Source organism: Bradyrhizobium sp. SZCCHNPS1003 (genome assembly GCF_032381555.1).
In the GTDB taxonomy this organism is placed as follows: Bacteria; Pseudomonadota; Alphaproteobacteria; order Rhizobiales; family Xanthobacteraceae; genus Bradyrhizobium.
This window is the reverse complement of record NZ_JAUHIU010000009.1, coordinates 167,788-193,159: the sequence shown is the minus strand read 5'-3', so window position 1 is coordinate 193,159 and position 25,372 is coordinate 167,788. Positions and strand designations below refer to the sequence as shown.

Here is a 25,372-nt window from a genome sequence, read left to right as displayed (position 1 = left end):
CTGTTGCGGCAACTCCCATCTGAGGCCGGCAGCCGCGCGTCCTCTCCTCCTCCGCCGCTCCGTGCGCGGAACATTGCGCCTCGCTGTCGCTTATACGGCGACCAATGTCGAACCGGAGGAGGACCATCATGGACGGACTGATTTATCTCGTGGGGTTGATCGTGGTCATCATGGCCGTTCTGTCGTTCTTCGGCCTGCGCTGAGACGGCATCATGGCCATGGAAACCGCGCCGGTCGTCACGTCACCCGTTGCAAGCGCGACGGCCGATAGCTGGACCCTGCAATGGACGCCGGTCGTTGCAGGAGCCATCACCGCCGCTGCGGTCTCTTCGATCCTGATCGGCTTTGCCATGTCGGTCGGCCTCGGTGTCAGCTCCACTGCGCCGACATGGCGCGACGCCTCGGTGGCGCTCTGGCTCCTGTCAGGACTGTATCTGGTGCTGCAGGCGCTGATCAGCTTCGGCTGCGGCGGCTACATGGCGGGCCGCCTGCGCGCGCCGCACGGGCTTGCCGAAAGCGAAGAGATCGAAAAGCGCGACGGTCTGCACGGCGTCGCAGCCTGGGCGCTGGCGGTCGTGCTCGGCGCCACCCTGGCCGTGCTCGGCGCGTCCACGGCGACACGGACCAATCCGCTCACTGCGCCGGCGACGGCCAATGAGCCGTCGGTCCTGAGCTATGAGCTCGACCATCTGTTCCGCGCGCCGCGGCGGGCGCCCAGCCCGGATCTCGCACCCGCGCGCAGCGAAGCCGGACGCATCCTGCTCACGGCGTCGAGCCACAATGGCGTCAGCCCGGAGGATCGCGGCTATCTCGTGCAGATGGTCAGCGGCACGACCGGTCTCGCTGCTCCCGATGCCGAGCGGCGGGTGGACGGCGTGATCGCACAAGCCAAGAGCGCGATCTCGCGCACGCGCGCCGGCACCGTCATCCTGGCGTTCTCGGTTGCCACCGCGCTGCTGCTCGGCGCCGTCGCCGCCTGGGCGGCCGCGGAGAGCGGTGGCCGTCACCGCGACGGCAAGCCTGTCACCGGATGGATGCTGCACGCCAACCGCTTCAGCCGGCGGCGCGAGATGTGGCGCCGGCCGATGTCGATGCCGGAATAGAGCACGTCATGAACCGCAAGTGGCCCGGCCCATCGCCGGGCCGCTTCGCATGGCACCGCCGCCGCGAAAGAAGCGCGTGTAATTCAGGCGAGCCGCAGAAGCATCAGGTTCGCGTCGCCGCCATAGCTGCCGGTCGGATCGGTGGCGGCGGCTGCCTTGTCGACTGCAAATCCTTGCCTCTCCCAGAATGGCGTCGAGCCGTTGACGGCGATCAGCGACAGCGACGTCAGGCCGAGCGCACGCGCGTGTCGGATCAGCTCCTCAACGATCACTGTCGCCGAGCCGCTGCCGCGGGCCTCGGGCAGCAAGGCGAGATCGTGGATGTAGTAGGTCGATGCGGGCGACGGAATGCTTCCGATCAGCACGTTCAAGGCCGGCGGCCGGCCGAGCTGCCAGGGATGGCTGAGCACATAGCCGGCGATCCAGGCGCCAGCCGCGAGCAGCACGCGGCATCCATCGGGGTGGAGACGCAGGCGCTCCGCGAAAACACGCCTGTCCTCGGGATAGTTCGGGTGCAGGCGGGCCGCGATCCCATCGACATCAGCAAGATCGCCTGGCGCCATTGCACGCCAACTCATGCGGCCCGCGCCGGGCTGGTTCTCGCTCACTCGTCCTTGCTCACTTGTCGTTGCTCACTTGGCGAGCGCCAGCCAGCGCTCGCCGGCCGACAGCGCCGCCGGCCACAGCGCCTCCGTCGGCTGCCCGCGATGCAGCGCCTTGCCGACCTCACAGATCGACATGAAGGCCGCCGAGCGCGCCTCCTCCACCTCGAGCGGCTGCTCCGCGCTCGGGCTGCGGACCAGGCCCATCAGGCCGTTCAACGTCTGCAGGGCCGCTTCCGGCGGGCTCGCCTCCGCCGCCCTCAGCGCAGCCACGATCTGCTGCGCCTTTTCCGATTCGGTCATCACGTCGGTCATCGTCGCTTCGTTCGCCCGTGCCTCACGGGAGAACGCTAGCAGCCGGACGAAGGTCGGGCAATGCTTGGGCAGACGGCGCCCCAATGCCGAACGCGCAGCGCCGACGTGCTCCTCAGCTCAACCCTGCCGATGACGTTGGTGTCGATGACGCGCCGGATGTCCAAGAGGTTCTGATCGTGAGGGCGTAGAAGCCGATCGGCGGCGCGCCGCCGCGGGTCCATTTCGCCCCGCACGACCGAGAGCTCAGGGAGTGCGTGCATCCCCTCCGAGTGCCCGAGCCAGCACGCTGCCAAGCATGCCGGCCTGCGCAGCGCTCCCGCGCCAGGCCACGATCTGATCGGGACGGATCAACGCGAGGTCGGCCTCGTAGAGATCACGCAAGGCCCGCGGCAAGGTGACGATCTCGACGTCGGCACGCAGCGGCCCCATGGCCTCGCGGAGTTGATCCTCATCGACGTCGCTGCCCTCACAACGCAGCAGCGTCCATTCGAAGCCGAAGCGGTCGTACAGCGAGATACCTTGCTCCAGCCAGGCATGCGGCGCGCGGCCGCCGGGACAAGCGCTCGGCACGTAGACGTTGGCCGCATCCGGCGGCGGTCGAGTGCCATCGGGGACGATGATCGGTGAGCCGTCGTAGCGGCCGCCGAAAGTGATGCCGGGGATGTTGAACTCGGCGCGCGCATGCCGATCGAGATAGGCGCTGGCGATGCGCCGAGCCTCGTCGCCGGCCGCTGTCGCGTCCTCGATCTCGGGCACCGCGGCAAACAGGCCGAGCGAATCCGCAAATCGGCGCGCGTAGTCGGTGTTGCGCAGCGCCACCGGACGACGCTCGGCTTCGTAGCTGTCGAGCAGCGAGACGGGACTCGTTCCCTTGACGACGCTCGCGAGCTTCCAGCCCAGATTGACCGCGTCCTCGATCGCGGTGTTGTAGCCGAGTCCGCCGGTCGGCGTGAACAGATGCGCCGCATCACCGCCAAGGAAGACCCGGCCGCGCTGCATGCTCTCGGCGACCAGCGCATGACCCGCGGTCCAGGTGAGGTGCGACAGCACCTCGCAGGGAATGGGCGCACCGCAGGCACGCTGGAACGCTGTCCTTGCATCATCGGCGGTGATCGCGCGTTCGTCCTCGCCCGGCCGCAGCTGGGTGTGGAAGGCAAACTCGTCGCGGCCGTTCACCGCGGCCATGAAGGCGCGGCGGTCGCGGTTGAAGCAGACATACATCCAGGCTCGCGCATGGGGGATGCTGGCGTAGAACTCCGGCGAGCGGAGATAGACCGCGAGCATGCGGCCGCCCATGAAATCGCGCTCTATTCCCGTCGTTCCGCCATAGGAGATTCCGAGCGATTGTCGCACCCGGGAGCGCGGACCGTCGGCGCCGATCAGGAAATCAGCCGCGACCTCGCAGCGCGCACCGTCGCTGACACGCTCGACCTCGGCGGCAATGCCGCCGTCATCGGCGACGTAGCCGATCAACCGATGCCCGTAGTGCAGCTGAATGCCTGCAAGCCGCGCTGCGTGCCGGCGCAGGATCGCCTCGACGAACTTCTGCGACACCCGATGCGGCAGCTCGGCCGCGCTCCATGAGCCGGACAGACCCTTCACCAGTTCCGTCGCGCGTGCTGCGGACGGCAATTGAAAACGTGCCAGCTCATGCGCCGTGTAGCGCGTGAAATAGGCGACGTCGGTCGGGTAGTCCGCGGGCAGGCCGGCGCGCCGGACCTCGTCGGCGAAGCCGAGCCGGCGGAAATGCTCCATCGTCCGCGCCTGCGTCGCGTTGGCCTGCGGGTTGAAGGCCGTTCCCGGCTTCTCGTCGACGAGGATTGCGGACACGCCGCGGCGGCCAAGCTCGTTGGCCAGCATCAGCCCGCACGGCCCGCCACCCGCGATCAGCACCGAGGCGCTCAGACGTTCGATCACGGCGCTTCTCCTCGCAATGGAGGAATGCTACCGCGCCCCGCAAAATAGTCAAGCAACCTGACTATCTGGTGTCGTCGAGCGTATCGAAGCGGGCGCCGTAGGCCTGCAATCCTTGCAGGATCGCGTCCATCGCCGCCTTGCCGAGCTCCTTGCGCATCTCGGCTTCGGCCACATCGACGGCATCGCCAAACGCCTCCAGCCATTTCAGTCCGGCCGGCGTGAAGCGGACGAGGCGCGCGCGCCGGTCGCTCGGATCGGCTTCGCGCGACACCAGTCCCAGCTCGGCGCATTGATCGACCAGTTCGCCCATCGCCTGCTTGCTCATCGAGGCCCGCCGCGCGAGCTCGGTCAGCCGCGTGCCCTCGACGTCGAGATTTCGCGTGAGGCTGACATGAGCGATCCGCGTTTCGCCGTGACCGCTCTCCGCCATCAGCTGGAGAACCCGGGATTCGAACCGGCGCACCGCATTGTTGAGCAACCGGCCGACATTGGCGTGCCGCCAGGCCGTTCCGGTTCGTCCCGCAAGCGGCGCCGTGCGTGGAGATCGCGCTGTCATGTCGGGAACACCTCGCTTCATCGAGCTACGCTGGACCAGCGTAGCAGGCGCAAGGTGACATCGGGAAAAGCGTGAGTTGTCACGCCAACAAATGGTCGGAGCGGCAGGATTCGAACCTGCGACCCCTGCGTCCCGAACTTGAGGGCCTTCCTGTCATCCATTGAAATCATTGAGCTTTTCGGCTTCTTTTGGCCGTGATATTCTATGTTTGTTCACGTTCATTCTGTACCCAATCTGTACCCCATCCCCACCGTCCTGTATCCGTTCTATGGAGTAGATCATGACCAAAACCATGGTGGCAATTGTCATGCTCGTGGCCACGACGGCCCACGCTGAGAGCCAGTATCCCACGCCCACCCGCGACGGCAGGGAGCGCATCCAGCGGACCGGCACCTGCCCGACCGGCTACGTAGGCAAGGGCGACAAGTGCGAGGCGCTTCACCAGGACACACCCCGCGCCTACCCCTACATCCCGGGCACCGCCTGCCCCTCCGGGACCTTCCGTAGCGGCGACGCCTGCAAGGCATTCCGATGAAGTCTGTTGTAGAAATCCACGGCAAACCAAATGGTTGAATCAGACAAGGGAGAATAACGATGGGTCACAACAATCCGGGTCGAGCCCGTCGAGAGATCGCCCGCGAAAACGCGCGGCTGTCCAAACTGACCGAAGAGGAGCGGCGGAAGGAACAAGACGACGAGAGTCTGTATCACGCCAAGGCTGAAGCCCGCAACGAAGCGTATCGGTCCTTCTCAAACGAGGAGCGGGACATCTACACCAAGGTCAAGGACGCGATCGCGGCTGCGGAAAGCCGCGCCGTCAATGCTTGGCATTGGGACAAAGCGCACGGCGGCACAGGCAAGCAGAACCCTTGGCGGAAAGACCAATGACGCGGGTCGCGTTCGTCTCCCCAGTGAAGACCAAAGCGGAGGGATCAGCGAACATGTTCATGGTAATCTGCTGCACCCCTTCGGAGAGTCGCACTGCCGATCGTGGGATTGGCGATGGGCAACCAGCTGAGCTGGTTGACAGCAAGGATTTGAAATGAAGATTCCAGTTCACTACGTCGACCGCCCTGGCTTCACTAGCGAATATCTGAGCGAGAAATCGCCTGTCGTCGAGGTCCAGATCGGTTATGTCAGTCAAGCTGGCCCGAAGCTAAAGACAGTTCGCGCATTGATTGATACCGGAGCGGATGACATTTTTGTCGATGAGTCGGTCCTGATTGAGTGTGGCTGCCCGGTTGCGTCCGATAGAACTAGCGTTCGATCAGCGCACGGCACCAAGGATCATGCCGTCTACGAAGCCTTTATCAACTTCCCGGCCGCTCAACTTGGACTTCGAACGCAAGTCATTTCGTCCGACTATGCGCCTGGCGAGAGGTCCTATCAGGCAGTTTTTGGAACGCGCTTTCTGGAATTAGGCGTGTTGGTCATTGATCCGAATGGTGAGAGCTATTTCACGGTCGGCCCCCAGAAGGACAAGCCCTAATGCGGGTGCTCGTGTTCGATGGCCGAGACTTCAAGGACAGAAGATAGCTCTACGCCGTTCTCGACGCCATCCACGCGCGTCGCGCGGCCGGATTCCCCGCTTTCTTGCGAAATTCAGGTCAGAACACTCTTCGAGGAAATTTGGGGAGAAATTGATCATCAGCTCAATTATCCCCGCCGACAGTCGGAACATGGGGAATCCGGCATGGGCGATGATGCATTCCCTGCCAAATTGCGGCAAGTTTTTCCTACAACTGAGGGGGGTGTGGTGAAAAAACTTATTGGATCGGCTGGATACATCATCGCGTTCGCAATCGCGTTTTGGGCGGCCCGCGATGGTGTTCGTTATTTTCGGGCCGCGGACGCTCAAACGTCTCCTACGGCGCCTGGTTTGAGCAGCGGCTACAGGGACGGCTTTGTCGGAGGCGCCGTGAGAACGTGCGTTCAGACCCAGACCGCCGCACCAGAGAACGCATCGATACCAAAAGCCCTGCTCACGAGCTACTGCGTCTGCTTCGCTAACGGCATGGCCGACAGAATTTCGGACTCTGACCTTAAATCCGCCGAGGGAATACCCGCCGCGGATCGCATCAAGCGTATGCAGCCTGTGATAAATGCGGTAGCTCCGGTTTGCGCTAAGGAACTTGAGACCGCGCTGCAGAAGTGACCCGAGTGTGAAATGAAGGTTGCGTTCGTATCCTATGTGAAGACAAAGTCGTCAACTCCCGAGCTTGCGGAGAGCCTCTACATCTCGCCGTGGTTTCGGATGGCGAGGGAATACGCCAGGCGCAATGCCAACCGATGGTTCATCCTGGCGGCTCAGCATGGCTGGTCGAGCCTGGGCGACTGATCGCTCCGTATGAGACGACGCTGAACCACATGCGCGTTGCCGATCGACAGAAATGGGCCGCCCGCGTCATCCGCGAGATCGCCGAGTGGGATCTGCGCGGCACCCGTGCGGTCGTCCTGGCCGGACAGAACTACAGGGAGTTCCTGATGAATCCGCTGACTGCGAGATTCGACACCGTTGACGTTCCGATGAAAGGCCTTCAGATGGGCGAACAGCTCAGCTGGATGAAGAATCTGCTTGGAGGTTAACGTGAAGAAACTCTTGCTTATTGCTCTTGCTCTCGGCATCACCCAGGCAGAGGCCGCCCCCACCTACACCTACATGTGCAAGGATCATGGCCGCAAACTGCCGGTGAAGATCGACGAGACGAACAACACCCTGACCTGGAAGGGCACCACCTACAGCATCAAGGTCAAGGAGGATTGTGGTAGGTACGGCTGGCACGCCGAGAAGGATGGTGTGGGGTTCGACTTCTGCACCGCCACGCAGGGCGTTGCGGACTTCGAACTGGACGGGGTTAGCCACGACTGCGACATGAAGAGGTGATGATGCCAGCACCTCGGGTCTACAACCAGTACCATGGGGACGCTCCCCCTGGTGCAATCTACATCGGGCGCGGCTCGCCATGGGGCAATCGATTCGTCATCGGAGAGCACGGCGATCGAGATCAGGTCTGCAACCGCTTCGCCTGCGAGCAGCTGCCTGAGATGGATGTGTCCGGCCTGACCGGTGAGGACCTGGTCTGCTTCTGTGCGCCGCACCGCTGTCACGGCGACGACATTCTGCTGAAGGCGAATCACAGGGTGGTCGTGTTCGGAGGCCGCAAGTTTTCGGACAGAAGATGGCTCTATCGCGCTCTGGACCGCGTCCACACGCGCCGTGCCATCACCTGTATCATCGAGGGCGAAGCCTCAGGAGCAGACACCCTGGCCCGCCTATGGGCGAAGGATCGAGGCGTTGCTGTCGACCCCTACCCCGCAGACTGGAGCAACATCGAGCGTCCCGGCGCTTTGGTTCGCCGCAACAAGGCAGGGAAGCTCTATGATGCTCTCGCCGGCCATGTCCGGAATGAGCTGATGCTCCGCGTAGGGCGGCCCCAGCTCGCAATCGGATTTCCGGGCGGCACCGGCACCCGCGACATGACCGTCAGGTGCTTGGAGTTCGGACTCTCGACTTGGCTTCCGAAGCCATCTTGATCAGATCTGGCACGCCGTGTCTTAGGCTGTTGCTGCCGAGGGCCCTGACGCCATGATGCTGAAGCGGCGGCGGAACTGGATGACACCTGCCGGATTGCTCGACGGAGCGACGCCATCAGCGAGATCGAGGTCGATGTGGATGATCGGTTTCTCCAGCAGATCCCGAATCCATGACGGCGCTTGGCTCTTGGAGATCCCCTGGTCGAGAAGCTCTTCAGTGGCGACCCAGAGCGCATCCACGCTTCTCAGGACCCGCAAGAGGTGGTTGGACGTCATCAAAAACTCATCCCCATCCAAGGACTTCGCCTGGTAACGGCCGTCTTCAGCCGAAATTTCGTAACCCCGATAACAAAAAGAACGCTTCATGGTGTTCCGCCGCCAGACCATAGCCGAGACGCCAACGTCCCGGTTCCGTCGTTTGCATTAGCTAGGCTTGCGGCAAAATGCAAGTTTTCACCGCGACCACAATGCTATTCCGGCAGGAACTGAAAACATCCAAAACCCAACATTTCCGGCTTGAAAGCTCCTTCATTGGGTTCCAACCCAAAACTTGCTTGTTTGCATTTTGTATTGTATTGCAAATCAACAACGCAAATGGAGAGGCAAGGTGTTTAGCCGGTTGATGCTGGGTTGCTGTTCCGCCGTGAGTCCCTGCTCCCATCAGCAGCGCAATCCAAATTCGATCTGCGATATCTGCTGCCAGGCGTCCCGAATCGCTCCGGTCGCTGCGCCAGTTAGGACCGAGATCAAGCGCAACAACCTCGACTGGGATCGCTACCACCTGCGCGTGGCTCGCGAGATCGCCAGCGGATCGAAGGACCCGAGCACGCAAGTCGGCGCGGTGATCGTCCGACCGGACAGAACGATCGCGGGAACGGGATACAACGGCTTCCCGCGCGGAATCGCTGACACCTTCGAGCGCTTGCATGACCGGGACACCAAGATCGCCCTGGTCATCCACGCTGAGATCAACGCGGTGCTGACTGCTCGTGAGCCGCTCCACGGCTACACGCTCTACACCTGGCCGTTCCTCACCTGCGACCGCTGCGCCCTCCACATGGTGCAGGCAGGCATCAAGCGCGTCGTCGCGCCTGGGCTGCCGGAAGACAAGCGCGAACGGTGGAAGGACTCGATGGCAAAGTCACGCTCGATCTACGACGAATGCGGCATCCAGTGCGACATCATCGACCTGCCGGAGGACGAAGATGTCGCATGACCGCGGCTGCCCGTGCGGCAACGAGCGATGGGATTTTCGTGAGTGCGCCATCCGCAAGGGCGATGACTGCTACCGTTACCATCTCGTCCAGAACTGGGGGCCTCCTAAAACGAAGCCCCGCATCCGAGTGAAGGCAGCTACGGAGCGCGTCGATGCGACTTGAAGACTGGCCCCTGGCACATGTCCGCGTGAAGTGCACGCAGTGCGACCGCGAGGGTCGTGCGAGCAAGGTCAAGCTGCTGGAGCGTTTCGGTCATGACCGCGAGATGTTCGTGGTCAGAGCCAAGCTGACGGAGCCGACCTGCGATCGGAAGGACAAGAAGCAGCCATGCATGTCTATCCTGCCGGATGCCATGCTGGTCCAGGCGATCCTCGCAGAGCGCAAGGAAGATGTGCTCAAACCAGAGCTGATCGAGGAAGCGATGCAATATCAGCCGCGGTGGCTGAAGAAGGAGGACTGATGAAGCTGACGAGCAGGGAAAAGCTGGCCTTGAAGGACGCTGTTGAGCGGCCCGGCGGCTGGGGACTCTTCAACCCGAAGACGACCGCGAAGCTGGCGGAGCGCGGCTTTTTCATCAAGGAGAATCTGAGCGGCTACGGCATGCAGTGGCGGATCACCGATGCCGGCCGCTCAGCGCTCGCTGAGGCTGAAACATGAAGGTCGGTGACAAGGTCGAGAAGATCAAGGGCTACAAGTGGCCCGGCGTCGTCGTCTCGACGTTCTCGACACTCAAGGGCGAGCCACGTCTGGTTGTCGAGTGTACCGTCCCTGAAGTCGCAGGCGCGCTTCACATCTACAATCCTGAGCAGCTGCGTCTGATCGATTGACGACCAAAAGTTGACAGCCTTGGCTTGCTCTGGCATTTGCATGAATGCAAATGACGAAAATGCAAATGACAGAGTTCCAACTCGCCCCCCTGCTCAGACGTCACTACGGCCTGGCGAAGATCGACCCGCCGTGGACGTTCCAGACCTATTCTCAAAAGGGCAAAGGCAAGTCTGCAGAGCGTCACTACAAGTGCATGACGCTCGAAGACATCTACGAGCTGCCGATCGCCGAGTTGGCGCATCCAGATGGGATGTGGGTTTGGCTCTACGCCACAGGCGTCATGTACGACGAGGCCCGCGAGGCCTTTCGCCGCTGGGACGTGAAGTACGTCACCCAGGGCGTCTGGGTGAAGATGACCAAGGACAACAGCCGCCCGACGTTCGGGACCGGATATGTGTTCCGCAACTGCCATGAACCCATCCTGATCGGCAAAATCGGCAAGCCGCGCGTGCATGCCCGTGATGTCCGTTCCGCCATCCTGCAGCCTCGCCGCGAGCATTCGCGCAAGCCCGAGGAAGGCTACTTCAACGCAGCCAAGATGGCAGGCCCGTATCCGAAGGCGGACATCTTCAGCCGTCAGGTGCGCCCAGGCTGGGATGCCTGGGGCAACGAGATCGAGAAATTCAATTCCGAGTCGGCCGCTGAGCCGGTTCTGAACGTCGCTGGCGAACCAGCAATCCTAGCCGCCTAGTCAGGAGAATGAAGTGAAGAGAGCAATCTCGGCGCTGCTCTGCGCCGCTGCCTTGGCCGCGCCAATCAGTGTGGCTGAAGCCCGTCCCCATCGCCATCATCGCCACCATCACCTGCATCAGGCCGTTGCCGTGCAGGAGGAGCAGCCGATCCTGTTCGGTGGCATCCAGAGCGGACTCCAGCAGGGCTTCAGCGCTGGCACAGGCTTCGTCGAACGTGCTCGCCAGTTCGTTGGTGAGACGGCTCATCAAGTCGGCGTCCGTAGCGCCCTGTGGTGCTCCGCATTCCTGCGCAAGATCACAGGCGCCACGGGCGTCGATGACCGCGCCCTGTCCTGGGAGAGCCATCGCCACATTGCGCCGCAGGTCGGAGCTGTCGTGACCATGGGTCGCCGCGGCGGTGGGCACGTCGGCATCGTCTCTGGCTTCACCGCCAAGGGTGACCCGATCGTCATCAGCGGCAACCACGGCCATCGCGTGGCGGAGAGCGTCTATCCGCGCCACCGCATCCGCGCCTGGGTCTCGCCGACCTGAGGAGCACCAGATGCCCATCAAGTCGACCGAGCGGAAGTACACCGCTCAAGTGTTCAAGCAGAAGCTGCCTCGGCGTCACAGCCGGGGCTGTATCGCCATCCCCGAGCTGCGCGTCGGCTGCGGCTATGCCGGCGGAGCTGAGCGCTCGATCGACCTGTGGGTGATCGAAGCCAACGCGACGAAGGGCTGCACGGCGACGAGCTACGAGATCAAGGTCTCGCGCTCCGACTTCCTGAAGGACGTGCAGCAGCCGCTGAAGCAGCGCGGCGCTCGCCTGTTCTCGGATCAGTTCTTCTTCGTGACGCCACCGGGCCTCCTCAAGCCGGAAGAGATTCCGGACTGGGCAGGCCTGCTGGAGCCCCAGGAGTCGCACTTCTGGGGCAACTGGCCGACCTTCAAGACCATCGTGCCGGCGCCGATCCGATCGAAGGACGCACCTTCCTGGCAGCTGGTTGTCAGCCTGCTCCGCCGCCAGCCGATCATCGTGCCCGACATTCCTGAGTACGAGACCGAAGAAGCATCAGAGGCCGACGTTTTCTGAAAGGGAGATCGCATGTGTTACGCCACTGAACAAGCCGAGAAGCTGAACAAAATCGAGATCAGAAACTGGAACGGCGACAAGCGGCCGAAGCTGAACGGCTGGGCGCCCGGCAATTACATCTCACGTTGCTTCATCTGCGACGAGCAGTTTATCGGCGACAAGGGTGCGATCCATTGCGCCGACTGCGCCTACGGCACGAAGGAGCACCCCTGATGCCGATCGTCCGACAGAAATTCATATCTCGGAAGGACCTCCGGGACAATCCCAGCCAGTTCTACGTCTTCGGCGATAACGTGCAGCGCTCCGGCTATGGCGGCCAGGCGAAGCAGATGCGTGGCGAGCAAAATGCCATCGGAGTCGCCACCAAGTGGTCTCCCAGCATGGATCCTCGCTCCTTCTTCGATGAGACCCCCGCATGCAGGGCCATCGTCGAGCGCGACCTGCTGAAGATAGATGAGCTGCTGCGCGCCGGCAGGACTGTTGTGGTTCCGACAGACGGCATCGGCACAGGCCTGTCGCAGCTGCCGCGGCGTGCGCCACACCTCCACCACTTCATCGAGGGCTGGTTCAAGGGGCGTGAGAAGAAGATCGGACTCGGTCGCTGCCCGACCTGTGGAGAGCCTGGCCACATGATGGAGAAGCGGCCGAACGGCAATACGATCTGCATCGATGGTCACAGCCATCCGTCATCGACGTTTCAGCGGTGAGGCGCAGGGCACAGCGGATCAAGATGGTCAACTTCATCAGGAGAGCCTGCATTGCAGAGGCTAAAGCCAGGGCAGCCGCACAATGGTTGGAAGAAGGCAGCACGGAAGTCGAGAGAGAGGAAGAAAATGAGCGCGGTTGAGCGTCTGAAAGACCGGATCATCGACATGATCGAGAAGGGCTGCACCGGTTTCAGCTGGTCCACTGGTTCGCGCTGGCATGAGCTGCCGATCGAGGAGAAGGCAGCCGCGATACTCGATATGTGGGATGCGCCGAAGGATTCCGGCGCTCCGGCATCTTCAGGCAAGCCGCCGGTCGACGTTCGAGACTATGTCGCCGAGGTGATGAAGGAGGCTCGCGAGGAGGCTGACAAGAAGCTGTCGGTCCAGAAGCGCGTATTCGGGGGCATGTGATGCCGCTGCGACCACGACCGACGCCAACGCCTGAACAGCTCGCAAAGATCGACGCAGGTGATTGGCAAAGGGCCGGCGGCGGCTGCGTCTGCGAGACCTGCGGGAAGCTCTACTATGACCACCCGTACTTCGCGGAGCCGAGCGAGTTCCTGACCATTCTGTGCGATGGCGATCTGGTGAAGCTGTGAGCTGGGAAGTCGAGAAATACCACGTCGTCCCGATCAACGACTATCGCGATCACAGCACGGACTCCGACAAGCCGTGCTGGTGCAATCCAACGGAGGAATGCGGCGTCTTCGTCCACCACAGCATGGACAGGCGTGAGCTGTACGAGATGGGGATAAGGAGGCTGAGCTGAAATGAGCTACCCCCACGAGCTGATGTTCCAAAGCGATGAGGCACTGATCAAGGAGCTGGAGCGGCGCGAATACAGGGTACTCCCGAAGAGCCGCGCACGCATGGTTCTGTCCTGGAATCGAATCGAGCCATTCCCGCCCTGCACAGACTTCCGGAAGGAGGCCATCATGAACATCCGCCGGCAGGTCACAGAGGATCACCTCGACTTCATCGCCAGCCCTGGGACCGCATTCGAGAACGGCGAGATTGTCACTCAGACCATCCACAGCGCCATCCTGCGAGTGCTGCGATGACTGCCGGCACGACAGGCAGGCTAAGGCGCTGAACAAAGCACCCGCCCCAATGGCGGCGCACTGGGCTAAGCCTCAAATCGCACCACTCTAGTGACAAACAGGTCCCCACGGCCCTCCGGGACGCTCAGTTCCTGGAGGGCAACGTTCATATGGTTTTGCTACCGGAAGCGCACCTTCTGCCCAGATTCTAACGCCGGTCACCTTCCCGGCGAGGTTGGAAAGATCGACTATTTGCGCGACCGTGTCCCTTCGTTGTTTGAACTGAACTGCGGACCGACCGAGATGGCATGTCCGATACCATGTATCTGCGACCTGGTCACCATTCATGAAGTCGAGGTGGTAAGTCGCATCATGACTGCTGCCTCGTTCGCCATTCTCGCAAGTCCAGACAAGCTGAAACGCATTCCCGCCTTGCGGGTTTATCTCGACGGTCGCAAAATGCTGGGGTTGGAAATCAACGCCGATCTTAATTGGTTTATCCATTGTCCATGGGTGAACCCTTTTGTCGTTTGGCATATCTGCTAAAGCAGTCGTGACCGCACCGAGCATACAAGCGAGTAGGACCAAGCAGCCGCGCATTTCTTCCTCCCTAAATCTGAGGATTTTCGTGTGTGCATTTGCTCCAGTCAAGATCGTCGGTCGTGAGGTGGCTGTACTCTCGCTGCACGAAACGGCTGGCTCGGAAATCTGGAGAACGGCAGTCCCACCAAGCGTTTGCCTAAGAACCGAAGCCCTTGACCAGTTCCTTCAGATCGATTGCCATCACGCCTCAGCTTTGAATTTTGCTGTGCGTTCCCATTCACCGAGAGGACCGCGAGGCGCCGTGGTGACCCTCTCGTGGATGATCCCGCATCGCTTGCATGTGCGGTAGGAGACCTGAGCCCAGGCGCCACCCCTGTCCTCGAAGGCGGAGTCCGGCGTCCAGGCGAAGTCGTGGTTGCAGCGCTCGATCGCGACATTGACGGCCTCCAGCTCGCGCCGGAGTTCTTCCCGGCGCTTATAGAGGTCTCGGATTTCGACCTGCTCGGCCATCAGGTCATGCTCCCAAGACTGCGCATCCCGTCGTGGAAGTCCTGACACCAGTGAGCGAACCTCTTGATGTGGATGGCGAAGAACCTGCGAACCAGGTATGAGCGCACGACCGAGACGACCGTGAACGCCAACGTGATCCCCATGGAGGCACCGAGCTTCACCGGAGCGCCAAATAGCGGAAGGATCGCAAAGTTCACCGGAACGGAGGTGACGAAGCCGACCATGGCATTCGTCACAACTTCCACCAGGGACATCACCCGGGACTGCTCCATCAGGCTGCCTTCCGGAGCTTCAGGGCACCGCGCATGAACGAAGCGATGTTCCGCTTCAGCTCATCCAGTGTCCCATTGTTGTCGATTACGAAATCGCACATCCAGGGCTCGATCGTCAGCGAGGTTCGCGGCTCGCGATACTCCAGGCGCTCGCATGCATCGATCCAGATCGAGATGTCGAAAACGCCGGCATTTCGCAGAGCGTGAAACTCCCTGGCGTTTCGATTGCCGACATAGAGGTCGTATTCGTTGAAGATTGCGCGACCCAGCGTGGTGAGGTCGGCCTTGTTGGACTCTGCGATCAGATCGAACCACGTTGACCGGTGGTTCGCCCGGTCGTCGTAGCACTCCTGCACCGATGCGTACTTGCCGGGATACTTCTCCTCGAACCACGAAAACACGACACGCTCGGCCATGAACCAGCTCGACGAGACGAACGTCGCGCCAAAATCGTCACGCAGGATCTCGGCTGCGGTGTCCTTGCCATGCCGACCGTGGCCGACGACCATCATACGATACGGGAAACTCATAGGTTCAATTCTCCATTTGCATTCATGCAAATCGCTAGGCAGCAGAAGCCGCCGGCATACGGATGACGGGCTTCTCCGGACGCCATTTGCCCTTTTGCAGCGTGATCAGAGCGCGCTTGCCGTCCTGGTACTGGACGACGTGCGAGACAGTCCAGCCGGACGGCCCCTTGTTGTAGCCGTGCCGCAGGTTCATCGCGCCGGCCACGTACACGCCCTCATTGATTTCGGGGCTATGCTTGTCGCCGATCGTCATCTTGCGGCCCATGCGGGCGAAGCCAGCCACAGTGCCCTTGGCGCCGTTCGCGCCGCGGAAGCCGTGGTTACCGACCTCGATGCCGTCGATCAGCTTGCTATAGCCGTCGTGACACCACTCGATCTTGTCGCCGATCTGCGGCCACATCTGGCGGATCGCATATTCGAGCAGTGAGAAGCGTGGGATCGGCAGGTCGTTGTCGATCGCGAACGACCGCTTCTCGACATGAGCCATGTAGGCGTCTTCGAGCTGCAGGCCGAAACGCAGGTTGGTGCCGTGCCCGCGATAGCGAGCCTCACGGACATACTTCTCCAGCGCTATGTCGTGATTGCCCTCGGCGATGATGCCGTTGCGGTCCTCGCCGATCGTCCGGTACAGGAAGTCGCCGCACTGGTTGACCTCGTCGGCCACATTGTCGCGACCGCGGAACGCCATCTCGTACTGGTAGGCGACGTCGTGGACGTGGTGATGGTTGCCCGGCTCGTTGTCGAAGATGTCGTGAAAGATCTGGTACTCGGGATTGAGCACATCGGTCAGGCTGTTGCGATAGCGGGCGATGTTGCCGCGCATGTCCCAGCCGAAGGTCGCCATAGTGTTGGCGGCGTCGAGCTTGCGGACATGGATGTCGGCATAGGTGACCGCCCGAGCGCGGTGCCCGGTCGTGACCTCGCCATCCGCCACATGGGCATCGAGATCGTAGAATGAGCCGTCCTCGTTCGCCGTGATCTGGCGGCAGAAGACATCGCCGTCGTTGTCGAACTGAACAACGGTCGCCCCGATGACCTGGTGGAAGATGGACTTCACGCCCGCTTTGCGGGGGATCACCTTCGGCCGGGTCACCGCGCCGGTCGTCATGACCTGATGCGCCTGGATGTTCGGATCGGTGGACGGAACGCTCTTCAGCTGACGCTTGGCGTGCGGGAAAACGGCCCAACGGCCCCGGCTGTAGGTCACGAGATCCGAGATCGGCTGCGACGCGGTCGGCAGCGTGTTCATCTCGCCGCAGAACATGAAGTTGTCGCCGATCTTCATCTGGCCGAAGCACAGATATTCGGTCAGCTCGTTCGAGTACGCGCGTGCGGTCGGGTTGTTCTCGGCCCACCACTGGGTCTCGTAGGTCCAGGGACCGACGACGATCTCGGCGTTGATGAATGCCGCATAGGCCAGCAGGTTGGCCCAGAACTCCTCGTGCAGCAGCGCATCGTTCTGCGCGCCCGTGAAGATGAAGTTCCGGTTGCGGGAGTCCTTGATGGGAGCGACACGCAGGGTGTCGGTCATCCAGGTTCGCGGAGTCCCCTCCTTAGTCATGTAGCCGCGCAGATTGCGGTCGTACTTTCGGACCATGTAGGAGTCGATGATGATGGCGTCGGGATTAACGACGGGATAGCGTGACCCGGTGATAAGGCTGGTCACCTCCATCGACAGATCCTGGGCACGCATATGCGCGTGATCCTCGGCAGACAGCTCCTCGCCAGCCTCGTCCGAGCCGCGGGTCACGGTGGCGGCGGGCTGCGGCGCAACGTAGAGAGACCAGTCGACGGAGAAATGCGGCTTGCGCTTCCGCTTCAAGGCCTCTTCGGCGCGAACCCAGTTCGGATAGTTGATGCCTTCGCGGCGCTCCGCGGTCTTTGTGGCAGAAGCCAGTCCACCGCGCGACCCCTGAGGGTGATAGCCGAGCCGCAGCAGGTCTTCGACGACCTTCTTTCTGCGCGCACGCTCTTCGTTCGAAAGTATCATGGAACCCCACTTCGGAGGGAATATCTGTGGATTTGCACTAGCACATCACTTGCATTCATGCAAATTCCAGGTTGACAACAGGCGCCCAAGAGGGCAGTCGCGGATTTTGGGCACAAAAAAAGAGGCCCCCAGCTCCGAAGAGAGCCAGGGGCCGGTAGCGCGGTCTTCTTAGACGGGCCGCTCGGCGCGGCGAGAGAACGAGACATCACTGCCTTGGTACCACCGCAGCGTAATACCGCACAGTGATCTACCGACAACACGCCCAACATCGCGGACCTTGACTTCAACTTTTAGCTTTGTACGATTTCCTTTTCAACCTCTTCGCCATGAGGCTAGCTATGATTGCAGTTCTTCGGTTTATACTTGCCGCGTCGCTTGTTTGCATTGTCTCGTCCGCTAACGCTTTGTGCATCGGGATCTGCGATGACGGTGGAGGAGGTTTCGTTGGAGGAGGTCAACGGACAGTGGAACATGCCACCGAGCAGGCGGCTGGCGCTGCTAAGCAGACCTTCCAAAGCGCCGCAGACGTCATACAGGCTGCTCGTACTGGCAACGTGCAGAATCTCACTCAAGAGCTTGGAAAAGCCTTTCTCAACAGCCCAACCTGCCTAGGATGCGGTGAAGTTGCTAGAACCCTACTTAGTCAACAAGACCAAGATCTGGCGAATGAGATTGTCGGGCGGGGGATTCTCATCCTCGTGAGCGGCGGAAGTCTAGAATTGGTCGGAGCTGATGCGGTGGCAACCGTTTTGCTGAAAAAGTCTGGGAGGAAGTCACCCCCACTACCCGAACCTGGGCCCGCGCCTGCTCCCGTTAAACGCTCGAAAAAGCAGTTCGAAACGTATGCAACATGCCTTGCAACCAAGGACGGGAAGACGATTGCCGCGTACACTATGGCGCCTCAGTTCAAAGATTTGGAAAGCGGTAGAAGCTTTACATATCCATCTGTTGATATCAGACCGGGCGATGCCATCTCGATTAGAGCACCAATTTGCGGGTTCTACAACAAGTTGCCCGGATACCACGCAATCGAATCAGCGAAGCTCGTGTATCGCGCAGATCTGGTTCAAACGTCTGAACCTTCGGCCCGAAGCACGTACCTCTACGGAATAGTGTACCCCTAGCGAAGCGGAGGCCCAGCCAGTCACTGAGGACTGAACTGGGGCCAAGTGCCGGGTTCTTAGTTGCCCGGCTTGAAATTCAGGAACTTCATGATCCTATCGACCATGACGTCGGGAAGCTTCATCACCTGATCTGAGATGTCGTCCATCCGGGCGGTCAGACGACTCTCGATCGCCTGCACGGTCTCCCAGGATGCGTACTCCTCGGCGACCTTCAGCTTGAAAGCTGCAAGCTCCCGCTCGTTCTGAAGGGCCTTCTTGGCAGCCTCGTCGATCTTCCCGTCCACGCGCCACCAGACGCCCAGGATGAGGCCAACGGCAGCGATGAAGGGGCCGGCAACGCTGACGATGCCTTCCATGGTGATGGCGTCAACGGGAGGGGTCGGCGCGACCATTATCTGGTTCCAATCTGTAGAGCATCGATCTGGGCGAGACACTCGGCTACGCCGTCGATACGGTTGTTCGCGGTGATGAGGGCAGCTTGGTAGCGGGCAATGACCGCGACCTTGTCCAAGCCTGGAGCGATCGGCGGCAGAGCCACCTTGTGAGCGACCTTCTGGCACTCAGCCAGGCCGGCCGGCGCCCCGTGGACGAGGTCACCTGATGTCAAGCAGCCAGCGAGAGTCAGCGGGAGAGAGACGAGCGCCGCTACTCGCAGGGCGCTTCGCAGGACGTGGTGCATGGATCTTTGCCTTGGGTTGAGGGACCGGCTGAGGCTGCGCGGTCGGCTGCTCAGGCTGCGGCGATGGGCATTGAGGGGCTGCGGACCTCTCCTGCTCGGCAGCAGCGAGCTGAAGCTTTGATGCTCCAAGCTCCCGCCTCAGGGACTCGATGGCTCCATGCCGACTGGCGGCGCCGACGTAATGCGCAGCGGCGAGCGCTAAGATGGCGAGCAGAGCAGCCAGGCTGATCTGGCCCTCCTTCGAGGTGATGATGTCCAGGACGGCTTTCGCCTTCTCCCGGACCGTGGGGATGAGCCCCACGATCTTCTCTATGATGGACATGATTACCTGTTGAGGTTCTGGCCGGTCTGGTGGTCTTTGAGACGGGCCTCGATGACATCGCCGTAGCAGCGCCACAGCACGAACCCGACGACGATCGCACCGACCCACCAGTACGGCAGGAGCCCGACAACAACGTCTTGGGCGGAGTCCAGGATGCCCTTGGCAACCTGCACCTGGCTGACCACGTCCTTGGCCTTGTCGAGGACGCCGGTCGTGTTGGCTCCGCCGATCGCGCCGGCGCCGACGATGACCTTGGTCAGCGTGGAGCCCTTCTGGGCCGCCTTGATCGTCTTGGAACCAGCGGCGGCAAGATCACCAGCCGTGGCGGTTGCGCGCTCAGGCGAGGCCGGACGGGGCGCTATGGCCTTATCCAGAGCCGCCGTGGTCTCGGCGTTCGGGTGACCAGTGACCTTCAGGCCTTCGCGCCGCTGGAACGCCGCGCAGGCGCCCGTGGTGAGGTCTGCCCAGTCGCCGTCGACCTTGCCGACGTTGTAATTCAGGCCCTTCAGCTTCTGCTGGTAGACCAGCGTGATCGACTTGCCGGGCTTGGCCTCGTAATCCCCGCTCGCCAGGCGCCGCGCCCAGGCGATGTCAGCGGCCTGCATGCGGGTGTCGTAGTGGTTTTGGGCGTATCCGGGACCGTTGTACCCCCGGGCGAAGCTGGTGAAGTCCTTGGCGACCAGGAACCTGTCGAGCTTCGCGTGCCGGATCTCGCGGCAGAGCGCGTCGACCTGCTCGGCGATGCCCTTCGACAGCTCGGCGACCATCGCTGTGGCGCTCTCGTATTTCAGGCCCTCAGCGTTGAAGCCCATGGTCTGGCCGAGACCCCAGGACGCCGCCCGGTTGGCGACCTCCTCGTCGATCTGACGCGCCTTGGCGATCAGCGACAGACGGCCGGCGGACTTGCCCTGATCCTTGTACTGGGTCTTCGGCGACCACTTCGGGATCGCGAGGCCGGCGGCGATCGCGGTCTTCAGCCTGCTCGGCTGATGAGCCTGCATCTCGGAATAGAACTTGTGGCGCTCGAACAGCAGCGTCGGGGTGTGATTGTCCTCCTCGAACGGCTTTCCGGAGGTCTCGCACTCGACGACGGCCAGCAGCGAAGATGCCGGCCAGCCGTGCTGGTTCGCCGCCGCCACGATGGCGTCGATGATCTCTTGACTGAACATGTTGGATTCCGTGGTTTAGGGAGCCTCGTTGCCGCTTCCGGGCGCTCCGGGAAGCACACCGCCCATCGGCTCTCCGGGCATGGGTCTGAGGAAAAGGTCGTCGGCGCGGTCGCTGTAATCGACACCGTCGCCGGGGGCTCGGCACTGCAGGCTGGAGCGGATGCCGGTGCTCTTGATGTACGTGTGGGTTGCCTTCTCAACGACGTAGGAGCCGTTGATGCCGTCCCGCATGTTGGTCACAAGGATCGTCTGCGCGTCGCGGATCCAGGGATCCCCCTTCGCGAGATCGAAGATCGCCTCGACGGAGGCGCGCTTGATCGCCCCGGCCTTGGCAGCCGCGGCAGCCTCAGCCTCCATCTGAGAGTTGAAGATCTGGCCGATCGTGAAGGGATCGCCATCGCCGCCGGGAAGCGCGGACGAGATCCATTTCCGGATGTGCTGATCCTTATCCCAGTAGGCAGCCTTCACTTCAGACGCATCATTGCGGCCCGCGTAGCGGACGCGCCACGTTCCGAAGTGCTCGGGATGCAGCACCAATGTCGGCAATGCGACGCCGCTGACGCTCTCGGTCGAGTCGCGCGGGACGAAGACCAGGTTGCCGTCAGCCACCTTGCCAACGGCGCCGAACATGCGCTCCAGCTCGTGGATCATGTGCAGGTTGCTGACCTGCTGATTCTTGAATGGGATCTGCCGGCCGGCCAGGTCGCTTGGGATTGATAGCTGAAGTCCGGATTGCGAGGCCATCTCGCCGAGGATGTCACCAACAGTCTTGTTGCTGAAGTTGGCGATCTGCGGGGCCTTCTTGATATCGTTGAACCCGGTCGATGTGCCGGTGAGCTGGATGCTCCGCGGCATACCTTCGAAGATGACGTCGTCGATCGTATAGGTTCCGAGATAGGCTAGGCCGATCTCCTTGTAGCCCAACCAGACCTGGATCATTTCTCCACCGAACGGCCTGGCAATGCGCCAGTCACGGTCATCGAGTTCGATCTCGCATCGGTCGCCCTCGCCCCCGCCGGACGTCAGGTCAACCTTGATCTTGGTGGTCCGATCATTGAAGTGATCGGTGATGTCGACCCCGCCGTTGTAGATGCGGTAGATCGGGGTGTAGCCAGTAGCCACGCACGCCTCCAAACAAAAAGGCCGCCCCGAAGGACGGCCTTGATCTTTCATGGCGCATCAGAAGCTCGTTCTGATACGCGATTGCGTATATTGAGCCGCTATACGCGACTGCGTATGTCTCAGTTCCAGAGGAAGAGTTGCGGAAGGACAGGCACCGCGGTGACCTTCACCGGAGGCTCCGGGAGGTTGATGCTGACGCCCATTGGCAGAACGATGCCATATAGCTCGATGCCGTCGTTCTGCTCGATGACCCACTCCACGAGACGGTTGCTGGTCGAGCCGTATCGTGCGTAGACGATGCGGTCGAGCCGGTCGAACATCTTGGTGACGTAAATCGACATCAGGTGGCCCAGAAATCTTGAGCAGCTGCAGTGTTTAGGTCGTCGCCATACCGCGTCAACTCCAGCTGGAAGTCGATCTTGTGCGCGATGCCGATCGTGCCGATCTTGGACTCCACGGTGCGAAGCCGCTTGATGGCGAAGTTGCCAAGGTTCTCGCTGCCATACGAAAGAGAACCGCCAGGCTGCGACAGCGGATAGAAGCGCGCCAGAATGTAAGGCTTACCTGATCGGCCGGCCTGATCGAGCAGCTTGATGGTTGAGAGGCCGCCGAAGTGATACGGATACATCCGACCTTCGACGACGATGTTCTCTTCTCCAGGCCCAGTGAACTGCATCGCGGGATCACGCGACAGGCGGTCGTTCGAAACCCAGGTGAACTGTCGATCGCGCTGCAGCTGCTCGAAGCCGGGAGTGTCGTTGTTCGGCAGGGGGACGTAGAAAAGGATCACATTGTCGCTCGCGTTGGGTTCGAGCGAACCCAAACCCATGAGCACAGAGGCCATAGAACCCTCTCGAAATGAAAAGGCCCCGCCGGATGGCGAGGCCTCTATCAGTGGAAGTTATGTCCCGGCCCCGTAGGGCCAGGCGCATTAGGTGTATTCGGACTCGCTGTCGTGAGCGCGGTAGTTCATGGACTCGTCGATGCGGCGCTGGACCAGAAGCGCGAGAGATTCAGGATCATGCGAACCACCGTTGATGTGGATCGCGACCTGACCGCCTCCGCCCATGCGAACATCACCAGCGCCAGCACCCGGAGTAGCGGGCATCGGCACCTTGCTCGTGGCTGCGCCGGCAGACGGGACCTTGGAGGTCTCGCCAGCGATGCCCTTCTCGATCATCTGGCGATAATCGCGAGACCGCTTATTTCCGAGCCATTCGGTGAACTCGTTGCCGCCGTAGTTCACGGTCGGCAGCGCGGGCAACCCCTTACGACGCCGCGTGACGGTGCCGTTCGGGTCGGTCGGCAGTCCCTGGTCGGTAAAGCCACCGATCTTGTGGCTTCCGGCGAGCGCCTGCTGCGTATAGCGATCGTACTTCGCAAACAGCTTCGGATCGTTCTGAAGCTTCCGGATTGCCCCCGGCAGCTCATGACGCTTGATCGGCCCGTAGAACTGGAACTTCGTGTTCGGAAGACCGTCCTGGCCTGCACCGAGGCCGTGACGAAGCGACTGCCCCGTCATGTCCATGCGGTTCATCAGAGCCTCAATCGTTCCGCCGCCGCTCGCGCCTTCGGTCATCTGCATGGCCGCGAGGTGCATCCTCAGGGTCGGATCGTTCTTCAGCTCCTCAGCGAACCGAGCGCGCCTTGCCTGCAAGAACTCAGAGCCGGCCAGGCCAGCTCCGACACCGTCGTCGGCTGACGATCCTCCTCCGCCGCTGAAGCTGGGGACGTTGCTCGGGCTGATGATGCGCCCGTTCGAACCGTTTCGAATGAGTCCGCCGCCACGATGCAGGATCGAGCCGCTGGAGCCGACACCGAAGTCAGGCAGAATGCGGCCAGGCGTGCTGCTGAACAGCGCGGTAGGGCTGCCGCTACCAGATCCGAGGGCCATGATGCGACCGCCGGAGCCACCGCCTCCAAGCGACGATGCAACAGCACTGCCAGTTGAGCCGATGCCGCTGCCGATGAAGGCAGCCTTCTCGACGTTGCCGCCGAGCTTCTTCAGCTGGTCCGTCAAATCGTCGACCTGGCTGGTGCGACGACGACCGGAGAAGTCGGTCGGGCCGGTGTAGCTCGACCGCTTCAGCAGTTCCAGGCGCTTGAGGTACTCCTCGGTGCTCTCTCCGGGCTTCATCGCCGGAGGCGGCACCCAACCCTTGCCCTTGAACTTGTTCTCGCCCTTGGGCTGACCCCTGCTCTTGCCGGCCTCCTTCTGGAGGGCGTCCATGTCCTCGGCGCTGTTGTCCGCGCGGCCATCACCCATCACGATGCCGCCGAGCATGCCGCCGGTGAGGCCACCAACTCCGAGCTTGGCGAGCATCGCCAAGACAGCCTTGCTGACCACGCCCTTGCCAACGCCCTTGAGCGCAGCGCCGATGGCGACGATGCCAACGACCAGCGATGAGAACACGCTCATCACCGGGGCCAGCGCCGTCAGTGCGACCACCAATGCGGTGATACGGCCGGCGAACTTGCCGATCACCTCAGGATCGGACGAGTTCTGTCCGAACATCTGGAGGATAATCTTTCCGGCAGATCCGATCGCCGAAATGATCGAGGTGATTCCTTCAGCGAGGCCCTTGCCGAATTTTCCGATGTTCTCGGCGCTCCAGCCACTCTGGCTGCCAGGCTTTCCGAAGACCTGATCCAGGAGATCTCGGAGGGTCGCTCCCTTCTTCCCGGTGAAGCCCTCGATCAGACCATTGATGAACGCCCTCAGGCGCTCCTTCATGCCGCCGGTCTTGAGCGACTCATACATGTCGCCAGCCCAGACGCTGATCTGCTCGATGAACGGCTTCAGCGTGTCACCGATCTCGGCCTTCAGAACCTTCCAAACCGCACCGAGGCGGTCCATCATGTTCTCAAGGCCGTTCTGGTATTCCGCCCAGGCCCGGGTGATCCCGTTGTTCTCTGGGTTCTCGGCCGCCGCCCTGCGGGCGATCTTCAGGTTCTCCCACATGTTGCCCGGAGCGTCGATCATGTTCTTGATGATCGGTCCGAACTCAGAACCGAAGAAGGCATGCAGCGCCTGGCTGCGCTTTTCGAGATCCTTGATGTTGCGGAAGGACTCGATGATCTTGAACAGACCTTCGTCGGGGTTGTCCTTCAGCATCGCACGCATGTTTCCGAGCGAGCCGAAGCCGAGTCTGTTGGGGATCGACATGAAGAGGCGATCCTCTTCAGTCCGATGACCCTTGCTGTTGATCATCTTGCGCTTCATCTCCAGCTCGGAGAACTGCTCTCCAAGGTGGGACAGGAAGCGCGACGCCTGACGTGCCTGAGCGCCGGCCAGGATTGCGGCGTTGCCGAATGCCATGGTGCCGACGTCGGACATGCCAACCGATGCACCAGCACCGAGACCAGATCGCAGGAACGACAGGGTTTCAGCGGGGTCGGTCGCGGTCTCTGCCGCGAGGGTCGATGCGATGTTGAACTTGCGGGTCAGCCCCGTGATATCGTTGCCCTGCATGCGGCCGGAGCCGATTTCCTGGGCAACCGCACGGCCGATGGCCGTCATCATCTCGC

General features: G+C 61.8%; 36 protein-coding genes and 1 pseudogene. 22 read left to right on the top strand and 15 right to left on the bottom strand.

Going from position 1 to position 25,372, the window contains the following annotated elements; genetic code table 11:
* The first annotated feature begins 212 nt into the window (after positions 1–212).
* Positions 213–1,103 carry a hypothetical protein gene (locus QX126_RS17070; protein WP_315782464.1) on the top strand — a complete coding sequence of 297 codons (891 nt, stop codon included), beginning with the start codon at positions 213–215 and terminating at the stop codon, positions 1,101–1,103.
* A gap of 83 nt (positions 1,104–1,186) precedes the next feature.
* On the opposite strand, the gene QX126_RS17065 is transcribed toward QX126_RS17070, so the two are convergent.
* The 4 genes from QX126_RS17065 to QX126_RS17050 all read right to left on the bottom strand — a co-directional run bounded on the left by QX126_RS17065 (position 1,187) and on the right by QX126_RS17050 (position 4,493).
* Entirely contained in the window at positions 1,187–1,681 is a 495-nt protein-coding gene (locus tag QX126_RS17065; protein WP_315782462.1) for a GNAT family N-acetyltransferase, read from the bottom strand.
* Between the two features lie 54 nt (positions 1,682–1,735).
* The gene (locus tag QX126_RS17060) at positions 1,736–2,008 is read right to left on the bottom strand and encodes a hypothetical protein (RefSeq protein WP_315740183.1); all 273 of its coding nucleotides are present in this window, start codon (positions 2,006–2,008) and stop codon (positions 1,736–1,738) included.
* A gap of 255 nt (positions 2,009–2,263) precedes the next feature.
* Positions 2,264–3,937: an FAD-dependent oxidoreductase gene (locus QX126_RS17055; RefSeq protein ID WP_315782461.1), complete on the bottom strand. Its 1,674-nt coding sequence runs from the start codon at positions 3,935–3,937 to the stop codon at positions 2,264–2,266.
* A gap of 61 nt (positions 3,938–3,998) precedes the next feature.
* Positions 3,999–4,493: a MarR family winged helix-turn-helix transcriptional regulator gene (locus QX126_RS17050; RefSeq protein WP_315782459.1), complete on the bottom strand. Its 495-nt coding sequence runs from the start codon at positions 4,491–4,493 to the stop codon at positions 3,999–4,001.
* Between the two features lie 280 nt (positions 4,494–4,773).
* Here QX126_RS17050 and QX126_RS17045 point away from each other — a divergent pair, with 280 nt between their 5' ends.
* From QX126_RS17045 to QX126_RS17010, 7 genes and pseudogenes are all read left to right on the top strand, one after another.
* Positions 4,774–5,028, top strand: coding sequence for a hypothetical protein (locus QX126_RS17045; RefSeq protein WP_315782457.1), 255 nt, complete (start codon positions 4,774–4,776; stop codon positions 5,026–5,028).
* A 59-nt stretch (positions 5,029–5,087) separates the two neighbouring features.
* Complete coding sequence (locus QX126_RS17040; protein WP_315782455.1) at positions 5,088–5,381, top strand: hypothetical protein; 294 nt, start codon at positions 5,088–5,090, stop codon at positions 5,379–5,381.
* A gap of 154 nt (positions 5,382–5,535) precedes the next feature.
* Entirely contained in the window at positions 5,536–5,982 is a 447-nt protein-coding gene (locus QX126_RS17035; RefSeq protein ID WP_315782454.1) for an aspartyl protease family protein, read from the top strand.
* 18 nt (positions 5,983–6,000) lie between these two features.
* Positions 6,001–6,648, top strand: a complete 648-nt coding sequence (locus tag QX126_RS17030) for a hypothetical protein (RefSeq protein ID WP_315782452.1) — start codon at positions 6,001–6,003, stop codon at positions 6,646–6,648.
* A 12-nt stretch (positions 6,649–6,660) separates the two neighbouring features.
* Positions 6,661–7,079: pseudogene (locus QX126_RS33570) on the top strand (DUF6884 domain-containing protein).
* A gap of 1 nt (position 7,080) precedes the next feature.
* Complete coding sequence (locus tag QX126_RS17015) at positions 7,081–7,377, top strand: hypothetical protein (protein WP_315782446.1); 297 nt, start codon at positions 7,081–7,083, stop codon at positions 7,375–7,377.
* On the top strand, positions 7,377–8,027 hold the full coding sequence (locus QX126_RS17010; protein WP_315782587.1) for an SLOG family protein: 651 nt from the start codon (positions 7,377–7,379) through the stop codon (positions 8,025–8,027). Before QX126_RS17015 ends, QX126_RS17010 begins: the two co-directional genes overlap by 1 nt.
* A 21-nt stretch (positions 8,028–8,048) precedes the next feature.
* Here QX126_RS17010 and QX126_RS17005 read toward each other — a convergent pair whose 3' ends face one another.
* On the bottom strand, positions 8,049–8,393 hold the full coding sequence (locus QX126_RS17005; protein ID WP_315782444.1) for a hypothetical protein: 345 nt from the start codon (positions 8,391–8,393) through the stop codon (positions 8,049–8,051).
* Between the two features lie 241 nt (positions 8,394–8,634).
* Here QX126_RS17005 and QX126_RS17000 point away from each other — a divergent pair, with 241 nt between their 5' ends.
* From QX126_RS17000 to QX126_RS16935, 14 genes are all read left to right on the top strand, one after another.
* Positions 8,635–9,243 (top strand): deoxycytidylate deaminase, encoded by a 609-nt coding sequence (locus QX126_RS17000; RefSeq protein ID WP_315782441.1) that lies wholly within the window; start codon positions 8,635–8,637, stop codon positions 9,241–9,243.
* A gap of 152 nt (positions 9,244–9,395) precedes the next feature.
* A complete protein-coding gene (locus tag QX126_RS16995; RefSeq protein WP_315782439.1) occupies positions 9,396–9,704 on the top strand; it encodes a hypothetical protein in 309 nt (102 codons plus the stop codon).
* Entirely contained in the window at positions 9,704–9,901 is a 198-nt protein-coding gene (locus QX126_RS16990) for a hypothetical protein (protein ID WP_315782437.1), read from the top strand. The genes QX126_RS16995 and QX126_RS16990 overlap by 1 nt, the downstream gene beginning before the upstream one ends.
* Positions 9,898–10,071: a hypothetical protein gene (locus QX126_RS16985; RefSeq protein ID WP_315782436.1), complete on the top strand. Its 174-nt coding sequence runs from the start codon at positions 9,898–9,900 to the stop codon at positions 10,069–10,071. The genes QX126_RS16990 and QX126_RS16985 overlap by 4 nt, the downstream gene beginning before the upstream one ends.
* Before the next feature lie 65 nt (positions 10,072–10,136).
* Complete coding sequence (locus tag QX126_RS16980; RefSeq protein ID WP_315782434.1) at positions 10,137–10,763, top strand: MT-A70 family methyltransferase; 627 nt, start codon at positions 10,137–10,139, stop codon at positions 10,761–10,763.
* Between the two features lie 13 nt (positions 10,764–10,776).
* On the top strand, positions 10,777–11,295 hold the full coding sequence (locus tag QX126_RS16975) for a TIGR02594 family protein (RefSeq protein ID WP_315782432.1): 519 nt from the start codon (positions 10,777–10,779) through the stop codon (positions 11,293–11,295).
* 10 nt (positions 11,296–11,305) lie between these two features.
* Entirely contained in the window at positions 11,306–11,836 is a 531-nt protein-coding gene (locus tag QX126_RS16970; RefSeq protein WP_315782429.1) for a hypothetical protein, read from the top strand.
* A gap of 12 nt (positions 11,837–11,848) precedes the next feature.
* On the top strand, positions 11,849–12,049 hold the full coding sequence (locus QX126_RS16965; RefSeq protein WP_315782427.1) for a hypothetical protein: 201 nt from the start codon (positions 11,849–11,851) through the stop codon (positions 12,047–12,049).
* Positions 12,049–12,543, top strand: coding sequence for a hypothetical protein (locus tag QX126_RS16960; protein ID WP_315782426.1), 495 nt, complete (start codon positions 12,049–12,051; stop codon positions 12,541–12,543). The genes QX126_RS16965 and QX126_RS16960 overlap by 1 nt, the downstream gene beginning before the upstream one ends.
* 126 nt (positions 12,544–12,669) lie before the next feature.
* A complete protein-coding gene (locus QX126_RS16955) occupies positions 12,670–12,954 on the top strand; it encodes a hypothetical protein (protein WP_315782424.1) in 285 nt (94 codons plus the stop codon).
* Complete coding sequence (locus tag QX126_RS16950) at positions 12,954–13,142, top strand: hypothetical protein (protein ID WP_315782422.1); 189 nt, start codon at positions 12,954–12,956, stop codon at positions 13,140–13,142. The genes QX126_RS16955 and QX126_RS16950 overlap by 1 nt, the downstream gene beginning before the upstream one ends.
* Positions 13,139–13,312, top strand: a complete 174-nt coding sequence (locus tag QX126_RS16945) for a hypothetical protein (protein WP_315782421.1) — start codon at positions 13,139–13,141, stop codon at positions 13,310–13,312. Before QX126_RS16950 ends, QX126_RS16945 begins: the two co-directional genes overlap by 4 nt.
* A gap of 1 nt (position 13,313) precedes the next feature.
* A complete protein-coding gene (locus QX126_RS16940) occupies positions 13,314–13,604 on the top strand; it encodes a hypothetical protein (protein WP_315782419.1) in 291 nt (96 codons plus the stop codon).
* Positions 13,605–13,835: 231 nt separating this feature from the next.
* Entirely contained in the window at positions 13,836–14,129 is a 294-nt protein-coding gene (locus QX126_RS16935; protein ID WP_315782417.1) for a hypothetical protein, read from the top strand.
* Between the two features lie 237 nt (positions 14,130–14,366).
* On the opposite strand, the gene QX126_RS16930 is transcribed toward QX126_RS16935, so the two are convergent.
* The 10 genes from QX126_RS16930 to QX126_RS16885 all read right to left on the bottom strand — a co-directional run bounded on the left by QX126_RS16930 (position 14,367) and on the right by QX126_RS16885 (position 25,367).
* Positions 14,367–14,636 (bottom strand): hypothetical protein, encoded by a 270-nt coding sequence (locus tag QX126_RS16930; protein WP_315782416.1) that lies wholly within the window; start codon positions 14,634–14,636, stop codon positions 14,367–14,369.
* Positions 14,636–14,890, bottom strand: a complete 255-nt coding sequence (locus tag QX126_RS16925; RefSeq protein WP_315782414.1) for a polysaccharide biosynthesis C-terminal domain-containing protein — start codon at positions 14,888–14,890, stop codon at positions 14,636–14,638. Before QX126_RS16925 ends, QX126_RS16930 begins: the two co-directional genes overlap by 1 nt.
* Before the next feature lie 17 nt (positions 14,891–14,907).
* Positions 14,908–15,438 (bottom strand): hypothetical protein, encoded by a 531-nt coding sequence (locus tag QX126_RS16920; RefSeq protein ID WP_315782413.1) that lies wholly within the window; start codon positions 15,436–15,438, stop codon positions 14,908–14,910.
* Positions 15,439–15,472: 34 nt separating this feature from the next.
* A complete protein-coding gene (locus tag QX126_RS16915; protein ID WP_315782411.1) occupies positions 15,473–17,428 on the bottom strand; it encodes a hypothetical protein in 1,956 nt (651 codons plus the stop codon).
* Between the two features lie 1,180 nt (positions 17,429–18,608).
* The gene (locus QX126_RS16910; RefSeq protein ID WP_315782410.1) at positions 18,609–18,944 is read right to left on the bottom strand and encodes a hypothetical protein; all 336 of its coding nucleotides are present in this window, start codon (positions 18,942–18,944) and stop codon (positions 18,609–18,611) included.
* Positions 18,945–19,555: 611 nt separating this feature from the next.
* Complete coding sequence (locus QX126_RS16905) at positions 19,556–20,722, bottom strand: N-acetylmuramidase domain-containing protein (RefSeq protein ID WP_315768345.1); 1,167 nt, start codon at positions 20,720–20,722, stop codon at positions 19,556–19,558.
* 15 nt (positions 20,723–20,737) lie between these two features.
* Positions 20,738–21,895 (bottom strand): hypothetical protein, encoded by a 1,158-nt coding sequence (locus tag QX126_RS16900; protein WP_315782407.1) that lies wholly within the window; start codon positions 21,893–21,895, stop codon positions 20,738–20,740.
* 68 nt (positions 21,896–21,963) lie between these two features.
* On the bottom strand, positions 21,964–22,185 hold the full coding sequence (locus QX126_RS16895) for a tail protein X (protein WP_315740145.1): 222 nt from the start codon (positions 22,183–22,185) through the stop codon (positions 21,964–21,966).
* Entirely contained in the window at positions 22,185–22,688 is a 504-nt protein-coding gene (locus QX126_RS16890) for a phage tail protein (protein ID WP_315740144.1), read from the bottom strand. The genes QX126_RS16895 and QX126_RS16890 overlap by 1 nt, the downstream gene beginning before the upstream one ends.
* An 87-nt stretch (positions 22,689–22,775) precedes the next feature.
* The gene (locus tag QX126_RS16885; protein WP_315782406.1) at positions 22,776–25,367 is read right to left on the bottom strand and encodes a phage tail tape measure protein; all 2,592 of its coding nucleotides are present in this window, start codon (positions 25,365–25,367) and stop codon (positions 22,776–22,778) included.
* Positions 25,368–25,372: the final 5 nt, after the last annotated feature.